Raw genomic sequence first — 16,926 nt, 5'->3', positions numbered from 1 at the left:
GGAGGCCTCCCCATGGGAGCCGATCTGAGCCGCGTCCGGTTCGACGCGCTGCGCGACCACTCCGGCGTCGTCATGCAGCAGGGCCGACTGCTGCTCGACTCCGACTGGAACGAGTTCGTGGCGATCCTCGACCGCCGCCTGCGTGCCACCGCCGCCGACCTCGGGACGCCCGGCGTCTCGGACGGGTTCGCCGATGTCGCCGTGGTCCCCCGCACGACCCCCGACGCCTTCCTCATCACGCCGTCGGCCGACGGCATCACCATCGGCCGCGGCCGGATGTACGTGGACGGACTCCTCGCCGAGAACCACGGCACGGGGTCCGCCTCCTTCGACCCGGTGCTCGCCGAGCCCGCGCGGACGGAGGACACCCCGTACACGGATCAGCCGTACTGGCCCGCCCCGAAGGACCTGCCCACCACCGGCACCCATCTCGTCTATCTGGACGTGTGGCAGCGCGAGGTCACCCCGCTCCAGGCGCCGGACCTCGTCGAGGAGGCGGTGGGGGTCGACACGACGGCCCGCACCCAGACCGTGTGGCGGGTGCGTGTGCACGAGCCCGACACCCCCGACATCGACTGCAGCACCGAGGACGACGACATCCCCGGCTGGCCCGAGGTCCTCACCCCCTCCGCGGGCCGGCTCACCACGGGCACGGCGACGGTGGCGGGCGCCGACGATCCCTGCTCGCTGCCGCCCGGCGGCGACTACCGCGGGCTCGAGAACCAGACCTACCGGGTCGAGATCCACGACGGCGGAGAACCCGGTACCGCCACCTTCTCCTGGTCCCGGGACAACGGCTCCGTCGCCATGCGGGTCGTCGAGGTGGTCGCCCCCGACCGGCTGCGGCCCGAGCATCTGGGCCGGGACGAGGTGCTCGGCCTGCGCAAGGACGACTGGGTGGAGATCCTCGACGACCACCGGGAACTCGACGAGCAGCCCGGCGAGATGCGCCGCATCACCACGGTCCACGGCGACGGGACGGTCTCCTTCAGCCCGGCGCTGCCCGGCGACCTGCCCGCCACCACCGACGAGGCGCTCCGTCGGAACCTGCGGATCCGCAGGTGGGACCAGTCCGGCCTGGTCAAGAGCGCGACGGGTGACACGCTCCAGGACCTCGACGCCGCGGGCTCCCCGGGAGTCGTCACGGTGCCGGCCGGGAGCGTGCCGGTCGTCCTGGAGCACGGCATCACCGTGACGCTGGACGCGCCGGGCGGGGTCTTCCGTCCCGGCGACCACTGGATCTTCACCGCGCGCACGGCCACCGCCACCGTCGAACAACTCGACGAAGCGCCCCCGTTGGGCACGCACCACCACTACGCCCGCCTCGCCGTCGTCACCTTCCCCTCCGAGGCGCACGACTGCCGCACCCTGTGGCCGACCGGGGGGCACTGCGGCGACTGCACCGTCTGCGTCACCCCCGAATCGCACGCCAGCGGTGCCCTGACCGTGCAGGATGCGGTCGACCTGGTCTCCGAGGACGGCGGCACCGTCTGTCTCGCAGCGGGCGTCTACCACCTCGGCGAGGATCCGGTACGCATGCGGGACGCCCGGTCGGTGCGCGTCCGGGGCCAGGGCGTCGGCACTCTGCTCGTCGCCGAGCGCGGCGGCTTCGACATCGGCCGTTCGACCTTCGTCACACTGGAGGACTTCGCGCTGATCTCGACCAGCTACCGCCCCGGCATCGGCATCGGCGTCACGGCCGAGGTCACCCTTCGGCGGCTCACCGTGCTGATCGTCGGTGGCGGAGAGGGGAGCGGCCAGGGCCCCGCCGTCGAGCTGTCCGGCGCATGCCTGCGCACGCGCGTCCAGGACTGCGACCTCGCGAGCCGCATCGGAATCGCTGCCCGGGAGCACCTGGACGAGGAAGGCGGCGGAATCCGGGCGCATCTGCTGACGGCCGATCTGGAGATCAGCGGGAATCTCCTGATGTGCTGGTGGACGGGTGTGGACTTCGGCAGCAGCGTCGCCCACGCCCAGCGCAACACCATCCGGGGCAACACGGTGCTGTACGCGCAGGGCGCGAGTCTGCGGCTGCTCGGCGCCCTCTCACCATGGGCCTCCTTCGACATCGCCGACAACCATGTGCAGGCCATGGGGGAAGGCATCGAGGTCGGTGCGAGCGGATACACCGTCCGGGACAACACGATCACCGGTAACCCGGACCCGGAGACCGGCTCGGGCAACGGGGTCGAGGTGCGGGACGGCGTCTCCGGTGTCCTGCGCGGGACCACTCGCATCTCGGGCAACCGCATCACGCGGATCGACAGGGTGGGCGTCCTCGTACGGGTGCCCACGGGCGACCTCGACGTCTCGCACAACACGATCGAAGGGGCCGCCGACGGCGGCATCGTGGTCGAGGGGCGCGGCAGGCTCGTCGACGCCGTGATCGTCGGCAACACGGTCCGGGACATCACCACGCACGGGTGGAACCTGGCCGACGGCACCGACGGCATCCGCATCGTCGGTGCGACCCACGCGCTGGTCGCATCCAACACGGTCTCCGGTCTCACCACCGACTTCGGCGGCGGCCAGGAGGACCAGCAGGAGCGTGCGCATCGCCAGAAGGGCAGGAAGGGCAAGGACGCAGGGGACGGAAAGGACGGCGCGGAGGAACGGGAGGGGCAGGAGGGCGGCTACCCGGACCGCAGGACCGCGGTGGCCGTGCTGGCCTGCCGGGAGTCCCGCATCCACGGCAACAGCGTCGAGAGGATCGGCTCGTCCGATCCCATGGACGTCGACCGGCTCCTCGGCATCCACGTCTCCGTCTTCGACCGCACCACCATCGAGGGCAATGTCTGCCGGCGGATCCCCGAGGACGTCGACCACGACACCCACAATGCGTGGAGCGGCCTGCTGGTGGGCGACGACCCCCAGGACGACGCGCATCGGAGCGGGCGCACGGCGCACATCGGCCGGTACATCTCCGTCGTCGGGGAAAGGTTCGCGTACCTCATCGGCCCCGACGCCGCGTTCGGCCACGCGTCGGACGACGTCAGCGCTGTCGTCACCGCCAACACCTTCACCGGTGCCGCCCAGTACCCCGCAGCGCTGATCGACGTGGCCAGGGACGCCGTCGTCTCCGCCAACCAGTTCCGCCAGCACGGCGACTCGGACCCGACCGCGCTCACCGTGCGGGCCGCGACCGCGACCGTGACCGGCAACCGCGCCAGGGGCGGCATGCCGTCGATCCACTTCGACGTCGAGCCGGACCACGTCGCCGTCCTCGGCAACATCACGAGCGGCGGCATCAGCCCGTACGACCCCATGGACCCGGATCACTCCATCGACTTCAAGTGGCTGACCCTCAACGTCCAGGGCTTGCACTGACAGCGGCTCCGGTGCCCGCGCCACCCCGGGGGAGCGCCCGCTCCCTCGGGTGTCCGAACTCTCCGATCCCATCGCCGGAAGGACCCCACACCGATGCCGATCGTCGTCGTCGAGCAGGAGAAGACCGTCGCCGCCCTGGTCTCCCGGCTCGTGAAGGCCAGAACGCCCAAGGCCGACAAGGAGCAGGCCGCGCAGGCGATCCGAGAGGCCAATCCAGGCCTCGACCTCGACCGGCTGCGGCCGGGGATGATCGTGGTCGTGCCACGGCTCGACGAGGCGCGCGACCACGACCCCGACCTGGTGGACGCAGCGCTGTACGGCCTCATCGAGCAGGTCCGGCGAGAACTCGACGCGCTCGTCCTGGCCGCGCAGAGCGCCGAAACGGACGCCAAGGCCGAACTCGCGGCGATGCGCGAGGTGATCGGCGACGAAGCGGTGCAGACCGCGGCCCAGCAGGACAACACGCTGCAGGGCTACGTGGACGGTCTTCCCACCGCCCTCGACCAGGAAGAACAGACCGTCACCGAGGTCACCGCGAGCCTGATCAACGGCATCGAGCAGTGGTACACCGACCTCGACGACCTCAGCCCGCAGTGGTGAGCGCCCGATGAGCAACACCCTGGCCGTCCCGGCCGTCACCGCCGCCCTGACCACCCTCGTCCAGAACGCCGTCAACGGTCTGGGCATCAACCCCGGGCCGGTCGTCGCCCCCGGCCCGCTCGACAGCACGGGGGACCAGGCCCGCGTCGGCGTGCACCTGTACCGGGTCACGCGCAACGCGACCCTGTCCCTCGCCGATCTGCCCACCCGCTCGTCGGCCGGCCAGCTGCGGCAGAAGCCGAGAGCGGCGCTGGACCTGCACTATCTGTTCACCTTCCGCGGTACCGACGAATGGCAGACGCAGGCGCTCATGGCCAGGACCGCGGCCGCCCTGCACACCGTCCCCTACCTCACCGACACGCTGCTCGCCGAGGCCGAGACGGATCACCCCGAGATCGACGGCAACGACCTGGCCCAGGCCGACGAGCCGGTCCGCGTCACGCCCGAGGCCCTCTCGACCGATGAACTGACCCGCCTGTGGGCCCTGTTCCCGCCCGCCTCCTTCACCGTGACACTCGCCGTCACGGCGGGCCCGGTCCTGGTGGACGGCGACGGGGACCCCGGCGCGGTGCTCCCGGTCCGTACCGTCCTCGCCGGCGCCGCCCCCTTCACCCCGCCACGCCTCGACGGCGCCGCCGGGCCCGAGGGCAGGGGCGCGCCCGTCCGCGCCGCCGCCCCCATGCCCGATCTCCATCTCCACGGCCACGCGCTCTCCGCCCGCGAGGGGGAGACCAGCGAGGTACTGGTCGACGGCGCCGTCGTCACCACCGGTGTCACGGCGGTGGACGACACCCATCTCGTCCTTCCGTCCCCGGTCCTCGCACCCGGCCGACGGCGGATCGCCGTCCGCCGCAGCGGACCGGCGGCGCACCCCGGCCTGTCCACGACGCGGCCGGCCCAGCTGAGCCCGCCGGTCGTCATCCTGGTCGTCCCCACGCTCCGCACGGTCACCGCCGCGACCAGCACGGGTCACCAGCCCGGACTGCGCACGGGAACCGTCTCCGCGAGGGTCGTCCCGCCGGTCGGACAGGGAAACCGGGTACGGCTCCTCCTCGACGCCACGACGCCCGGATCCACGGTGTCGCTCGCCCTCGCGGCCGAGCTGCCCGCCGGCACGCCCCCCACCGCGCAGGTGGACTTCGCGGTGACCGACGCACCCGCGGGCCCGTACCGCGTGACGCTCGAGGTCGACGGCGCGCGCAGCATCCCAGGTCTGGACTCCCACGGCCTGTACGTCCTCCCGGTGGTGACCCTGTGACCCTCTCCGACACCGAAACCCGGATCGACGCGGCCGATCGCGACCGCGTCTGGGCCCGGGACAACCAGCGGCATCTCGCCCTGGTGGCGGCCGCCGCCGCGGCCCGTCTCGACGCCCGCCCGGACGAGGCGGACGAACCGGCCCGCGCCGCCGAGCTGCTCGCCGCCGAGGTCCGGACGGCGACGGGCCTGCCCACGGCACTCGACCGGCTCGCCGGGCTGTTCACGCTCACCGCCTTCGAACGGGACGTGCTGGTCGCGGCCGCCGCCCCCGAACTGGGCCTGCCGACGGCGACCGGGCCGGTCACCTTCGCCCGGGCCCTGGCCGAGCTGCCGGACGCGCACTGGAGCGCCCTGCTGCCCGACGCCCCGCTGCGGGGCTGGCGCCTGCTCGACGTACCGGCGCAACTTCCGCCCACCGAGTTCGGCGGCCTCTCCCGGCTGCCGCTCGCCGTCGACGAGCGCGTCCTGCACGCCCTGCTGGGTGCCGACACGACCGACGACCGGCTGGCCGGGCGCGCCCGGGTCGTCGCTCCGGTGTGCCGGCTGGCTCCCGGGCAGGGTGCCGTCGTGGCCTCTCTGGCCGCGCTGGTCCGCCCGGGCCCCGGCACCGAGGGCTGTCTCCTCACCGGCGAGGACCGGCTCACCCGGCGTCAGGCCGCGGTCGACGCCGCCGCGCGGATCGGGCTCACGGTGCTCGCAGTCGACGGCCTCGACCTGCCCGAGACCGCCCCCGCCATGGACACGCTGACGCGACTGCTGGCCCGCGAGGCGGGGCTCGGGCCGCGGCTGCTGCTCGTCGAGTCGGCGGCCGAAACCCTGCCACGCTGCATGCGGCTGCTGACCGCCGGAGCGCCCCTGGGCGTCCCCGCCGTCCTGTCGGCGGACGAGGCACCGCTCGGCAGCGACCTTCCGGTGCTGCGGCTGCCGCCCGCCTCGGCGGGCGAACGCCGTGACCTCTTCGACGCGGCGCTGCGCGACGCGCGTCTGACCGACGACCCGACGGAACTCGCCGAGCGGCACCCGCTCACTCCGGCGGGCATCGCCCTGGCCGTGGAACGCTCCGGCCGGCTCGCCGCCGTCACCGGGAACGGGAGCCACGCAGGTGCCGGCGCGACCGGGCCCGACGCCGTCGGATCCCCAGCAGCAGGCGTGCCGCACGCCGCCGGGTCCCACGCCGCTGGGTCCCACGCCCCCGGGCCGCAAGCCGCTGGGTCCCACGCCGCCGGGCCGCACCCGGCCGGCGCCTCGGTCGCCGATGTCGCGAGCGCCTGCCGGGCCCTCGCGGAACGGCCGTTGCACGGTCTCGCGACGGTACGCCGCCCCGTGGCAGGACTCGACGGGCTCGTCCTGCCCGATCAGGCGGACCGTTCGTTGCGGGCGCTCCTCGCCCACGTCCGGCGCCGCCGACGGGTGCACGGCGAGTGGGGGTACGCCGAGCGCGCACGCGGCCTCGCGGTCACCGCGCTGTTCGCCGGCCCGAGCGGCACCGGCAAGACGACGGCCGCCGAGGCGGTCGCCCACGAGCTCGGCTTCGACGTGATCGCCGCGGATCTCAGCCAGGTGGTGAGCAAGTACATCGGCGAGACGGAGAAGCACCTCGCCCGGCTCTTCGACGCGGCCGAGACCGGCTCGGTACTGCTCTTCGACGAGGGCGACGCCCTCTTCGCCAAGCGCACCCAGGTACGGGACAGCCGGGACCGCTACGCCAACCTGGAGGTGTCGTACCTGCTGCAACGCCTGGAGTCCTTCCGCGGCATCGCGATCCTCACCACCAACGCCCGTGAGGCGATCGACCCCGCCTTCGTCCGCCGGATGCGGTTCGTCGTCACGTTCCCCTTCCCGGACGCCGAGCAGCGCGCCCGGTTGTGGGCCGGCGCCTTCCCGCCGGGCGTCCCCACCGACGGGCTCGAACCGGTCCGGCTGGCCCAGCTCGCGGTCAGCGGCGGCACCATCGCCCAGCTGGCCCTGCACGCCGCGTTCCTCGCCGCCGACGAGGGCGCACCCGTGGGCATGCGCCATGTCCTCGACGCGGCGCGGATCGAGTGCGACAAGCTCGAACGCCCCCTGGCCGCCGCCGAGATCCGCGGCTGGGTCCCGTCATGAGCGGCGCCGGCCACAGCACCGCCGCCTCGGGCCTCCAGGGACCGGGCGCGCCCCTGGAACCGGGCGTGCGGGACCAGATGTCCACGAGCTACGGCCACGACTTCTCCCCGGTGCGCGTGCACGTGGGACCCGAGGCGGAGCGGGCCACGGGCGAACTCGGTGCCCTGGCCTACACCGTGGGGAACGACGTCGTCTTCGCGCAGGGCGCGTACGATCCGCTGTCGCGCCGCGGCCGGTCCCTCATCGCTCACGAACTGGCCCATGTCGCCCAGCACGGCGGCCACCCCTCGGCGCCGGGCTTTCTGCGGGCACACCCGTCGGTCGCGCCACCGGACGCCGACGCCCGCCTGGAGCGACAGGCGCACACGGCGTCCGCGTTCCACGCGCGCGGCGAGCCGCTGCCCGCCTCGTGGCGTTGGGAGCGGCCGTCCGGACCCTTCCTCGGTCGCGCCGACATGAACTGGACCCAGCTGGAGGCCAAGGACCAGTACACGGTCCTCTACGCGGACCAGACGCGCACCGTCCGGGAGGAGCAGCGCTCTCCGGGGGACCCGGCCGGCATGGTCCGCGTCAACCTGGGCACCTTCGTCGTCCCGGACTCCAAAGGCCCGTGGCGGGACACGTACGACGCGATCGCCAAGGCCAAGGGCCTCCAGGCGGTCGTCAAGATGACCGGGAGCCACCCGAGTTCCGGTCTCTGGGAGAAGCGGGCGCCGTCGAAGGAGCTGCGCAGACTGTGGCTGCTGCGGATGCAGTGGCCCAGGGACCAGGCCGCCCTGTGGTGGAAGGAGGCCGGCGGCGACGCCTCCCCGAAGGGCACGGAATTCGATCCGTACGTCCACGGCGTGCAGTCGCAGATCGACCACGTCGTCGAGCTTCAGCTCGGCGGCACCAACGTGCCCGAGAACCTGGCACCGCACGACGGACCCGACAACGAGGACAGTGGCCGCACCATCGCCCGGCACGTGCAGCAGGCCGCGACGTCGGTCTCGGCCGCGCTGCACGCGAAGGGACGCAAGAGGCCCGACCACGTCGTCCTGTGGTTCGACAGCGCCGTCCAGGCCCAGAGCAAGGAGGCGAGGCCGCTCGATCCGCCCTTCGCGTCCCGCACGGCGGGATCGGCGCTCCAGGTGCACTTCACCGCGGAGGCCGACCTGAAGGCCGGCCGACGGCCCTCGGCGGACGACCTGAAGAAGGCGGCCGACGCCTGGGCCGCGTACAAGCGCTACCCCCTCGCCAGCGGAACCAACCGGCAGGACATGCGGGTGCCGGACAAGCCGGCGGCCGACGGACATGACGACATCGAGACCAGCGCCGTCCCCGAGAACCGTGCCGCGCGGGAGCTGATCGCGGGCGTCATGCTGGAGAAGCTGACACGGCCGTCGTCGGGCAAGGGCGCGCACACCGTCACCGCCTGGATCGACTCCGACGCGCACCCGGTACGAGGCGGCAGCCGGCTGCCCATCCGCATCCCGAAGGCCGAGGACAAGCAGCTCGCCCTCGATGTGAAGGACCCCTTCACGACCGGCACCCTGTCACTGCGCGGCGGAAAACAGGAGATCCGTTTCCTCTATCCGTACCTGTCCACCGGCAGGCTCACCCTGTCCTCGACGGAGCAGGGCCTCGAAGGCCACGGGACCCTCACCCCCAGCGTTCCCCTGCTCTCCCGGGTCCCGATCACCGTGGACTGGGACCGCAGCGGCTTCCGCGGCTCGGCGCAGGCGCCCGCGGACAGGCTGTCCCTGCCGCCCTTCAAGGTCACCGAGGCCGCCCTCGCCCTCAGCATCGCCCCGCAGCTCCAGGCGACCGGCCACCTGGCCTTCGCCCTCGGCTCCTGGGTCACCGGACGGCTGGAGGCGGGGGTGGACCCGCAGGGGCTGTTCGCCAAGGGCCGGCTGGTCGGGCGCATCCCCGGGCTCGACGAGGCGACGGGCGACGTGGAGTACCGCCCCGCGACCGGGCTCACCGGCTTCTTCGTCGCACGGGCGTCGAGGCCGTCCGGGCTCGTGCGCGGCGGCGAGGTGCGGCTCGACGTCGGCGGCGGCGCGTGGCGGATCGGCGGCCAGATCGACGTGGTGCTGCCGGGCGACAGCCCCGCCAGGCTGACCGTTCGCCGCGCGGGGGAGCGGATCCTCTACGGGGGCGAGGCCCTCCTGAAGGTCCCCGGTCTGCGCCCGGTGAACGTCGCGGTGTCCTACGACGGCGAGCGGGTCACGGGAACGGCCCGCACCACGTTCGCCCTGCTCGGTGCCGAGGGCGAGATCGCCCTGCGCTACCGGGACGGACGCTTCAGCGGCGACGGATCCGTCGAGCTCCGACGCGGCCGGTTCGCGGGGCGGCTCGAAGCCCAGCTGGACGAGGACGGGCGGATCAGCGGACGTGGCACCGGCAGTCTGACGATCCGCCCCGGCCTGGTCGGCACCGTCGGCGTCGAGTACGGCAGGGACCGGAAGCTCCGGGTCTCCGGCGAGCTGCGCTTCCCTCCGTACCGCTTCCTCGAACCGCGCGGCGCCCGGCACGAGTTGTTCCGCCACAGCCTGCCCGACATCCCGATCTTCGCGATCCCCCTCGGTGTCGGGGCGGTGGGCCTGGTCGCCCGCATCGGCGGCGGGCTTGCCGTCTTCTACCGCTTCGGACCGGGCGAGATCCGGGACATGGTGATCCGCGGCGCCTTCAACCCCCTCGAAGAGGACATGAACGCCGAACTCGCCGCGGAGGCACGCCTCGTGCTGCCCGCCGAAGCGGGGCTCGAGATGTTCGTGCGCGCCGGGATCGGCGCGTCCGTGGCCATCGCCAGCGCCACCGGCGGTATCACCCTCACCGGCGGCGTCCTGCTGCGCGGAGGCCTCGACGCCGCCGCCAGACTCGCGTACGCGAAGGGGGTGCTGACCTTCGACACCCTGGCCCGCATCAGCGTGCAGCCCGTCCTGACCCTCCGCATCGAGGCCGACATCCTGATCGAGGCGGCGGTCGGCGGCACCTGGCGCTTCCCCTACCAACTGGCGTCCTACTCCTACGCCACCGGCCTGGAGTTCGGCCTGATCGCCCCCTTCCACTACCAGTCCGACCAGCCGCTCCGCCTCCCCGAGGCGCGGGACATCCAGTGGATCGTCCCCCAGATCGACGTCGGCGCCCTCGCGAACCGGGTGGCGACCCAGGTCCGGTCGGGCCTCGGCTTCTAGTCGGCGGCCCCGGCCGGGCGGTGGCCGGGGCCGGCTGGTGGCCGGGGCCGCCGACAGTGGTGAGCCGAGAACGTCGGCCCGGGCTCACCCGTCCGTGGACGCCCGCTCTCCCCGCGGGTGCAGGCGGTCGGCGAGGAAGGCGAGAATCTCGTCGCGGGCCCGGATCGTGGGGTGGCCCGAGGCGTCGACGAGGTGGGCCGTGACCACGCTGTGCGGGGTGCCGACCAGGTCGGCGAAGAAGGGCGGCGGGCTCGGGTTGGCGGCGCTGTCCGGGAGGACGCGGCCGTCGAACGCGTCGCCGAGGAGCGCCCGGTAGGCGGCGAAGCGCTCTCGCCCGCACCAGCGGTCGCCCTCGAAGCGGTAGGCGAGGACCGTGAGTCCGTCGCGGTCGAGCCGGTCACGGATCGCGCGGGCGTCCGCCGCGTCGAGTTCGAGGCCGCCGGGGTCGTCGAGCGGGAGCGACGGGTGGTTGACCACCGGGGCGACGACCGCCGGCTCCAGGGCCATGGTGAGGGCGAAGTTGCCGGTGAAGCAGAGGCCGATGGCGCCCACCCCGGGCCCTCCGCACTCCGCGTGGGCCTGGCGGGCGAGGCCGCGCAGCCAGGTCGTCACCGGGCTGGTGCCGCCGCCGGCGAAGGCACGGAACTCCCTGCTGACGCAGGCGCGGCGGACGACCTCGCGGCCGTCCTCGACGGTGGGGAAGGCGCCGTCCCTGCCGAAGAGCGAGGGCACGTGGACGGTGAAGCCCGCGTCCCGCACCCAGCGGGCGAGCCGCAGGACGTCCGGACTGATCCCCGGCATCTCGGGCAGCACCACGACCGCGGGACCTGCCCCGGCCATGTACACCGTCTTCTCCACCTCCTCCACGGCCACGCTCCGGCGGGTGAAGTCGCTGATCGGATCGTCACTCATGGAGACAGCGTCGCCCGCCGCCCGGCGACACGTTGAGGGGCCGGATCGCCAGGGCCAGGGGTAATCTCGCCACGCGACGTCGAACGGAGCGGGGACGGGGGTGCGGCCGGTGACGGAGGGGGAGCGTGAGGGCGGCGGGCCGGGTGCGCTGAGGGTCGGCGTCCTCGCCTACCCGGGCTGCTTCGCGTCCGAAGTCTTCGGGGTGCCCGACCTGCTGACGATGGCCGAGCACGTCGCCGGCCCGGAGGCGCCCGGCTACCGGGTCTCGATCGTGTCCCCGCGCCGCCGGGTCACCGCCTCGGGCGGCGTGAGCCTGGACGTGCGTCCGCTGCGCGAGGTCGACGTGCTCGTCGTCCCCGGCTTCGAACTGGCCCCGGCCACGGACCTCGACGCCACGCTCGCCGGGCTGGCCCCCGAGACCGCGGCGATCCGCGCGCTGGCCGACTCGGGCGCCGCGGTCGTCTCCCTCTGCGTCGGTGCGTTCCTGCTCGCCGAGGCCGGGATCCTCGACGGGCGCCGGGCCACCACCTCATGGCTGCACGCCGCCGAACTGGCCAGGCACTGCCCGGAGGCCGACGTCTGCCCCGAGCACCTGGTCGTCACCGACACGGGTGTGACGACCACGGCCGCCTTCAGCGCCATGTACGACTTCGCGCTCGACCTGATCCGCCGGCACAGCGGCGCCCGGGTGGCCCGGACCACCGCGCGGGTGGCACTCCTCGACGACGCCCGGACCTCCCAGACGCCGTACGTCGACCCGCGGCTTCTGCCGCAGCCCGGCAGCGAGTTCTCCCAGCGGGTCATGCGGCGGCTCGACCAGAACCTCGCCGAGCGGTACGACCTCGCCGCGCTCGCGGGCGCCTTCCGGGTCAGCACCCGCACGCTGCTGCGACGCTTCGCCGAGGAGACCGGTCGCAGCCCCCTGGCCCATCTCCAGGCCGCCCGGGTCCGCCGCGCCCGCCACCTCCTGGAGACCACCGACCGTACCGTCGCCGCCGTCGCCGCGGCCGTCGGCTACCGGGACCCCGGCACCTTCGCCGCCCTTTTCGCCCGCCACACCGGCCACCGCCCGAGCACCTACCGCGCCGCCTTCCGCCGCGCGGACCGGGTGCTCGCCCCGAAGGACGACGACTGACGGACGGGCCCGTCCACCTCGCCGCCGTTCGGAGCGGGCACGCGCCCGGCCGCCCGGTTCACCCCACTCCTGCCGGGAGCCGTTCGACGACCGACGCGAGGTCGGTGCCCGCCGGCAGCGTGCCGAAGGCCAGACCCCGGTCGCCGGCCAGCCTGGAGGCGCAGAAGGCGTCCGCCACCGGTGCGGGGGCGTGCCGTACGAGCAGGGAGCCCTGGAGGACGAGGGCAAGGCGCTCCACCAGGCGCCGGGCGCGCAGCTCGGCGTCCTCCGGCCGGGCCAGCTCGCCCAGCACCTCCCGCCACGCCGCGTCGAGCCGGGCGTCGGCGCCCGCCGCCGCCTCCACCTCGGCGCGGAAGGCCTCCAGCGATTCCGGCTCGCGGAGCAGGGCGCGCAGCACGTCGAGGGCGTTGACGTTGCCCGAGCCCTCCCAGATGCCGTTGAGCGGGGCCTCGCGGTACAGCCGGGGCATGCCCGAGGCCTCGTCGTAGCCGTTGCCGCCCAGACACTCCAGGGCCTCGGCGACGGCCGCCGGCTGGCGCTTGCAGACCCAGTACTTGCCGACCGCCGTGGCCAGGCGGAGGAACGCCCGCTCGCCGGCGTCGCCGCGATGGGCGCGGTCGGCCGCGCCCGCGACCCGCAGGGCGAGGGTGGTGGCGGCCTCCGACTCCAGGGCCAGGTCGGCGAGGACGTTGCGCATCAAGGGCTGGTCGATGAGCTTGGCGCCGAACACCGAGCGGTGGCGGGCGTGGTGGGCGGCCTGGGCGAGGGCCGCGCGCGTGCCGGAGGCGGAGCCGAGAATGCAGTCGAGCCGGGTCATGGTCACCATGTCGATGATGGTCCGCACCCCCTTGCCCTCCTCGCCGACCAGCCAGGCCACGGTGTCGTCGAACTCGGGCTCGCTGCTGGCGTTGGAGCGGTTGCCGAGCTTGTCCTTGAGCCGTTGGATGCGGAAGGTGTTGCGACCGCCGTCGGGCAGCACACGGGGGACGAGGAAGCAGGACAGCCCGCCGGGCGCCTGGGCGAGGACGAGGAACAGGTCGTTCATCGGGGCGCTGGTGAACCACTTGTGGCCGCGCAGCCGCCAGCTCCCGTCGGCCGACGGCACCGCCGTCGTCGTATTGGCCCGTACGTCGGTGCCTCCCTGCTTCTCGGTCATGCCCATCCCGGCCAGGAGGCCGCGCTTGGCGCCGGGCGCCCGCAGGACCGGGTCGTACTCACGGCTGGTCAGCAACGGCACGTACTGTGCGGCCAGTTCGGGGGAATGGCGCAGCGCCGGCACCACGGCGTACGTCATCGACACCGGACAGCCGTGTCCCGCCTCGGCGGAGCTCCACACCATGAAGCCCGCGGCGCGCGCCACATGGACGCCGGGCCGATCGTCGGCCCAGGGGGCGCCGGCCAGGCCCTCACCGACCGCGACCTCCATCAGGGCGTGGTACGACGGGTGGAAGTCGACCTCGTCGACGCGATGGCCGTAGCGGTCGTGGGTGCGCAGCACCGGCTCGTACCGGTTGGCCTCCTCGGCCCACCGCTGGACCTCCTCGCTGCCGGTGCGGCGGCCGATCCGGTGCAGGTCGTCGACGTACCATCCGGCGCCCTCCCGCCGTACGCCCTCCAGCAGGACCGGGTCCTCGGCGACGTCGTGGCCGACCAGCGGAGGCGCCTGGTTCGTCACCTCGTGGGTGCGTGCGGTGGGGTTGCTGACCGGGCGCGCGCCGGCGGTGGTGGTCATGATCGAGTCCTTCGCGGTCGTCGGGAGAAGGGGCGGTGCGTCGGGACGGGCGGTGCGTCAGGACGGGCGGGGTGTCGGGACGGGCGGTGCGTCGGGACGGGCGGTGCGGTCATGCTCCGCGCGGGGCGGTCGTGCTCCGCGCGGGGAGGTGACGGGCCGGTCAGCCGGCAGGGACCTGTCCGGCGCCCAGGCAGCGCAGTGACATGGCGGTCAGCTCGGCGACGAGCGCTTCGGCGGAGTCCCCGTCCGGGGCGCCGAGCGGATCGACCAGTACCTCGCCGATGGCACCGGTCAGGGCGGCGGCGGTGACCTCCGCGTTCTGCGGCGGCAGTGTGCCCGAGGCCACCCCTTCGCCGACGACCTCGGCGAACAGCGTCCGGTACCGGCGCCGGTACTCCAGGCGCTCCGCACCGACGGCGGGTTCGGCGGGCGCCGCGAGCAGGGCGTAGGCCAGGCCGCGGCGTTCGAGCGACCGACGGGCGAACACCTCGACACCTCGGGTGAGGCGCTCGACGGGGTCACCCGGGCTGCGCAGCACCTCGCCCAGCACCTCGACCTCACGGCCGGAAGCGCGCCGGAAGACCTCGACGGCCAGCGCCGCCTTGGAGGGGAAGTGCTGGTAGACCGAGCCGGCCGCGATGCCGGCGGCGGCCGCGACGGCGTTCACCGACGCCTGCGCCCAGCCCACGTCGGCCACGACGTCGGTGGCCTGCTGCACGAGATGCTCCCGTGTGCTGCTGAGCCGGGCCAGCTCGGCCGGGGTCTTGCGGTATGCCATGGAAATAGTGAATCACCGTTCAGACCTTCACGCCAGACGTGCGGAGGCACCGGACCGTCCGTCCGCGTGGCCGGATTGGGTGATCATCGTCGTCGCCCGTAGGGTCGGGGCATGGTCGACGAGCAGGCGGGGCGGGGTGGCGGGCGAGGTCCCGGCCGGCCCCGGGAGGAGCGGGTCACCCGCGCGGTGCTGGAGGCTGTCGTCGCGCTGGTGGCCGAGCAGGGCATGGGCGCGGTCACGATGGACGCCGTGGCCGCCCGCGCGGGGGTCAGCAAGCCGTCGATGTACCGGCGTTGGCCGACCAAGCAGGACCTCGTCATCGCCGCCGCCGAGTGGCGGGTCGGTCCCCTGTCCGTTCCGGACATGGGGGACTTCCGTGCCGAGCTGCGGGCCGTGCTCACGGCGCGTCTGGAGGCGTACCGCATGCCGGGGGTCGACCGGCTGCTGGCCGGCGTGATCGCCGCCGCGGCCGAGGCGGGCTCCGAGCGCGGCGCCTACGGGGAGTACACCGCGCGGGTCACGGGGGAGATGCGGAACATCGTCGAGCGGGGGATCGTCCGGGGCGACGTCCGCCCGGACGTCGACGTGGACGCGACGGTGACGCTGGTCGCCTCCTCGCTCGTGTTCCGGATGGTCGCCGAGCAGCGGATGCCCGACGAGCGGCTGGTGGACTCGGTGGTCGACCTCGTCGGCCGTGCCGTCGGCGCCGCTCCCTGACCGGACTCCCCGGCGTTCACCCGGCGGGTTCCGCGGGTCGACAGTTTCGTTACCGTCAGTTTTGAATTCAAGGGCCGCAACCCCTTGCCGACGGCGTCGCCACATATCAATACTGCCGGTATCGAATCTTTGAGCCGTTCGGAGGGATCATGGACGCCGTCGTCGCCCCCAAGCCCGTACTCGACAAGCCTCTGATGCACTACGGGACACGTGTGCTGGACCGCGTGTCGCCCGGCACACCGGAGAGCCGGTACGAGCTCCTCGACCTCACCCCGCTCACTCCGCACTTCGGCGCCGTGCTCGGCGGCGTCGACCTCACCCGGGGGATCGGCGAGGCTCTCGCCGAGGAGCTGCGGCAGGCGCTGCTGGAGTGGAAGGTGGTCTTCTTCCGCGGCCAGACCGGCTTCACGGCCGAGCACCATCTCGCACTGGCCGGCGTCTGGGGCCCGCCGGAGCCCAACCCGTTCTTCCCCGGCACCGAGCACGCCGGGGTCTCGCGCCTCGCCAAGGACGCCACGTCCAAGGGGAACAAGAACATCTGGCACAGCGACCACTCCTTCATGGCCAACCCGGCCCTCGGCTCGGTGCTCCGCGCCATCGAGGTGCCGGCCGCCGGTGGCGACACGATGTGGGCGGACATGGGCGCCGCGTACGACAACCTCTCGGCAGAGCTCAAGGAGCGGATCGAGGGCCTCACCGCGGTCCACGACTGGGAGCCCAGCTGGGGCGCCCTGATGAACGACGCGCAGAAGGCGGCCTTCCGTGCGAACTGGCCGCAGGTCGAGCACCCGGTCGTCGTGCGCCATCCGCGCAGCGGCCGCCGGACGCTCTACGTCAACGAGCCCTTCACCACCCGCATCGTCGGCCTGTCGGACGCCGAGAGCCGTGAACTCGTGGACGAGCTGGTGCTGCAGGCCCGCATCCCCGAGTACCAGGTCCGCTTCCACTGGGAGGCCGACTCGATCGCCATCTGGGACAACATCGCCACCCAGCACTACGCGATCAACGACTACTACCCGCGGCGCCGGGTGATGGAGCGCATCGCGATCGAAGGCGTCCCCTTCGCCTGATCGCGCGCCGTCCCGGTCCGGGCCGGATCCCGGTCCGGGGCTGGATCCCGGTCCGGGGCCGGCCGCGCGCCCCGGACCCGCGGTCCCGGTCGGCCTTCCTCCTTGCTCCA

General features: G+C 73.6%; 11 protein-coding genes. 8 read left to right on the top strand and 3 right to left on the bottom strand.

The window, feature by feature from the left end; translation table 11 throughout:
• Nucleotides 1-12: 12 nt before the first annotated feature.
• From ACFVGW_RS04555 to ACFVGW_RS04535, 5 genes are all read left to right on the top strand, one after another.
• Entirely contained in the window at nucleotides 13-3,327 is a 3,315-nt protein-coding gene (locus ACFVGW_RS04555; protein ID WP_385850755.1) for a DUF6519 domain-containing protein, read from the top strand.
• Nucleotides 3,328-3,420: 93 nt separating this feature from the next.
• Nucleotides 3,421-3,927: a hypothetical protein gene (locus ACFVGW_RS04550; RefSeq protein ID WP_385850754.1), complete on the top strand. Its 507-nt coding sequence runs from the start codon at nucleotides 3,421-3,423 to the stop codon at nucleotides 3,925-3,927.
• A gap of 7 nt (nucleotides 3,928-3,934) precedes the next feature.
• Entirely contained in the window at nucleotides 3,935-5,185 is a 1,251-nt protein-coding gene (locus tag ACFVGW_RS04545) for a DUF4255 domain-containing protein (protein WP_385850753.1), read from the top strand.
• Nucleotides 5,182-7,290 carry an ATP-binding protein gene (locus tag ACFVGW_RS04540; RefSeq protein ID WP_385850752.1) on the top strand — a complete coding sequence of 703 codons (2,109 nt, stop codon included), beginning with the start codon at nucleotides 5,182-5,184 and terminating at the stop codon, nucleotides 7,288-7,290. Before ACFVGW_RS04545 ends, ACFVGW_RS04540 begins: the two co-directional genes overlap by 4 nt.
• Nucleotides 7,287-10,472, top strand: a complete 3,186-nt coding sequence (locus tag ACFVGW_RS04535; RefSeq protein ID WP_385850751.1) for a DUF4157 domain-containing protein — start codon at nucleotides 7,287-7,289, stop codon at nucleotides 10,470-10,472. The genes ACFVGW_RS04540 and ACFVGW_RS04535 overlap by 4 nt, the downstream gene beginning before the upstream one ends.
• Before the next feature lie 84 nt (nucleotides 10,473-10,556).
• Here the strand turns inward: ACFVGW_RS04535 and ACFVGW_RS04530 are convergent, their stop codons facing one another.
• Nucleotides 10,557-11,384: a dienelactone hydrolase family protein gene (locus tag ACFVGW_RS04530; protein ID WP_385850750.1), complete on the bottom strand. Its 828-nt coding sequence runs from the start codon at nucleotides 11,382-11,384 to the stop codon at nucleotides 10,557-10,559.
• Between the two features lie 109 nt (nucleotides 11,385-11,493).
• Between ACFVGW_RS04530 and ACFVGW_RS04525 the strand changes: the two genes are divergently transcribed.
• A complete protein-coding gene (locus ACFVGW_RS04525) occupies nucleotides 11,494-12,519 on the top strand; it encodes a GlxA family transcriptional regulator (protein ID WP_385850749.1) in 1,026 nt (341 codons plus the stop codon).
• Nucleotides 12,520-12,577: 58 nt separating this feature from the next.
• Here the strand turns inward: ACFVGW_RS04525 and ACFVGW_RS04520 are convergent, their stop codons facing one another.
• Both ACFVGW_RS04520 and ACFVGW_RS04515 read right to left on the bottom strand, forming a co-directional pair.
• Entirely contained in the window at nucleotides 12,578-14,251 is a 1,674-nt protein-coding gene (locus tag ACFVGW_RS04520; protein ID WP_385850748.1) for an acyl-CoA dehydrogenase family protein, read from the bottom strand.
• A 160-nt stretch (nucleotides 14,252-14,411) separates the two neighbouring features.
• On the bottom strand, nucleotides 14,412-15,029 hold the full coding sequence (locus ACFVGW_RS04515; RefSeq protein WP_385850747.1) for a TetR/AcrR family transcriptional regulator: 618 nt from the start codon (nucleotides 15,027-15,029) through the stop codon (nucleotides 14,412-14,414).
• A gap of 111 nt (nucleotides 15,030-15,140) precedes the next feature.
• On the opposite strand from ACFVGW_RS04515, the gene ACFVGW_RS04510 reads away from it, so the two are divergent.
• Together ACFVGW_RS04510 and ACFVGW_RS04505 are read left to right on the top strand one after the other, a co-directional pair.
• Nucleotides 15,141-15,746, top strand: coding sequence for a TetR/AcrR family transcriptional regulator (locus tag ACFVGW_RS04510; protein ID WP_383220744.1), 606 nt, complete (start codon nucleotides 15,141-15,143; stop codon nucleotides 15,744-15,746).
• Nucleotides 15,747-15,895: 149 nt separating this feature from the next.
• On the top strand, nucleotides 15,896-16,816 hold the full coding sequence (locus ACFVGW_RS04505) for a TauD/TfdA dioxygenase family protein (RefSeq protein ID WP_385850746.1): 921 nt from the start codon (nucleotides 15,896-15,898) through the stop codon (nucleotides 16,814-16,816).
• Nucleotides 16,817-16,926: the final 110 nt, after the last annotated feature.

It is taken from the genome of Streptomyces sp. NPDC127129, from assembly GCF_042671585.1.
Classification (GTDB): Bacteria; Actinomycetota; Actinomycetes; order Streptomycetales; family Streptomycetaceae; genus Streptomyces.
This window is presented reverse-complemented; position numbering and strand designations above follow the sequence as displayed.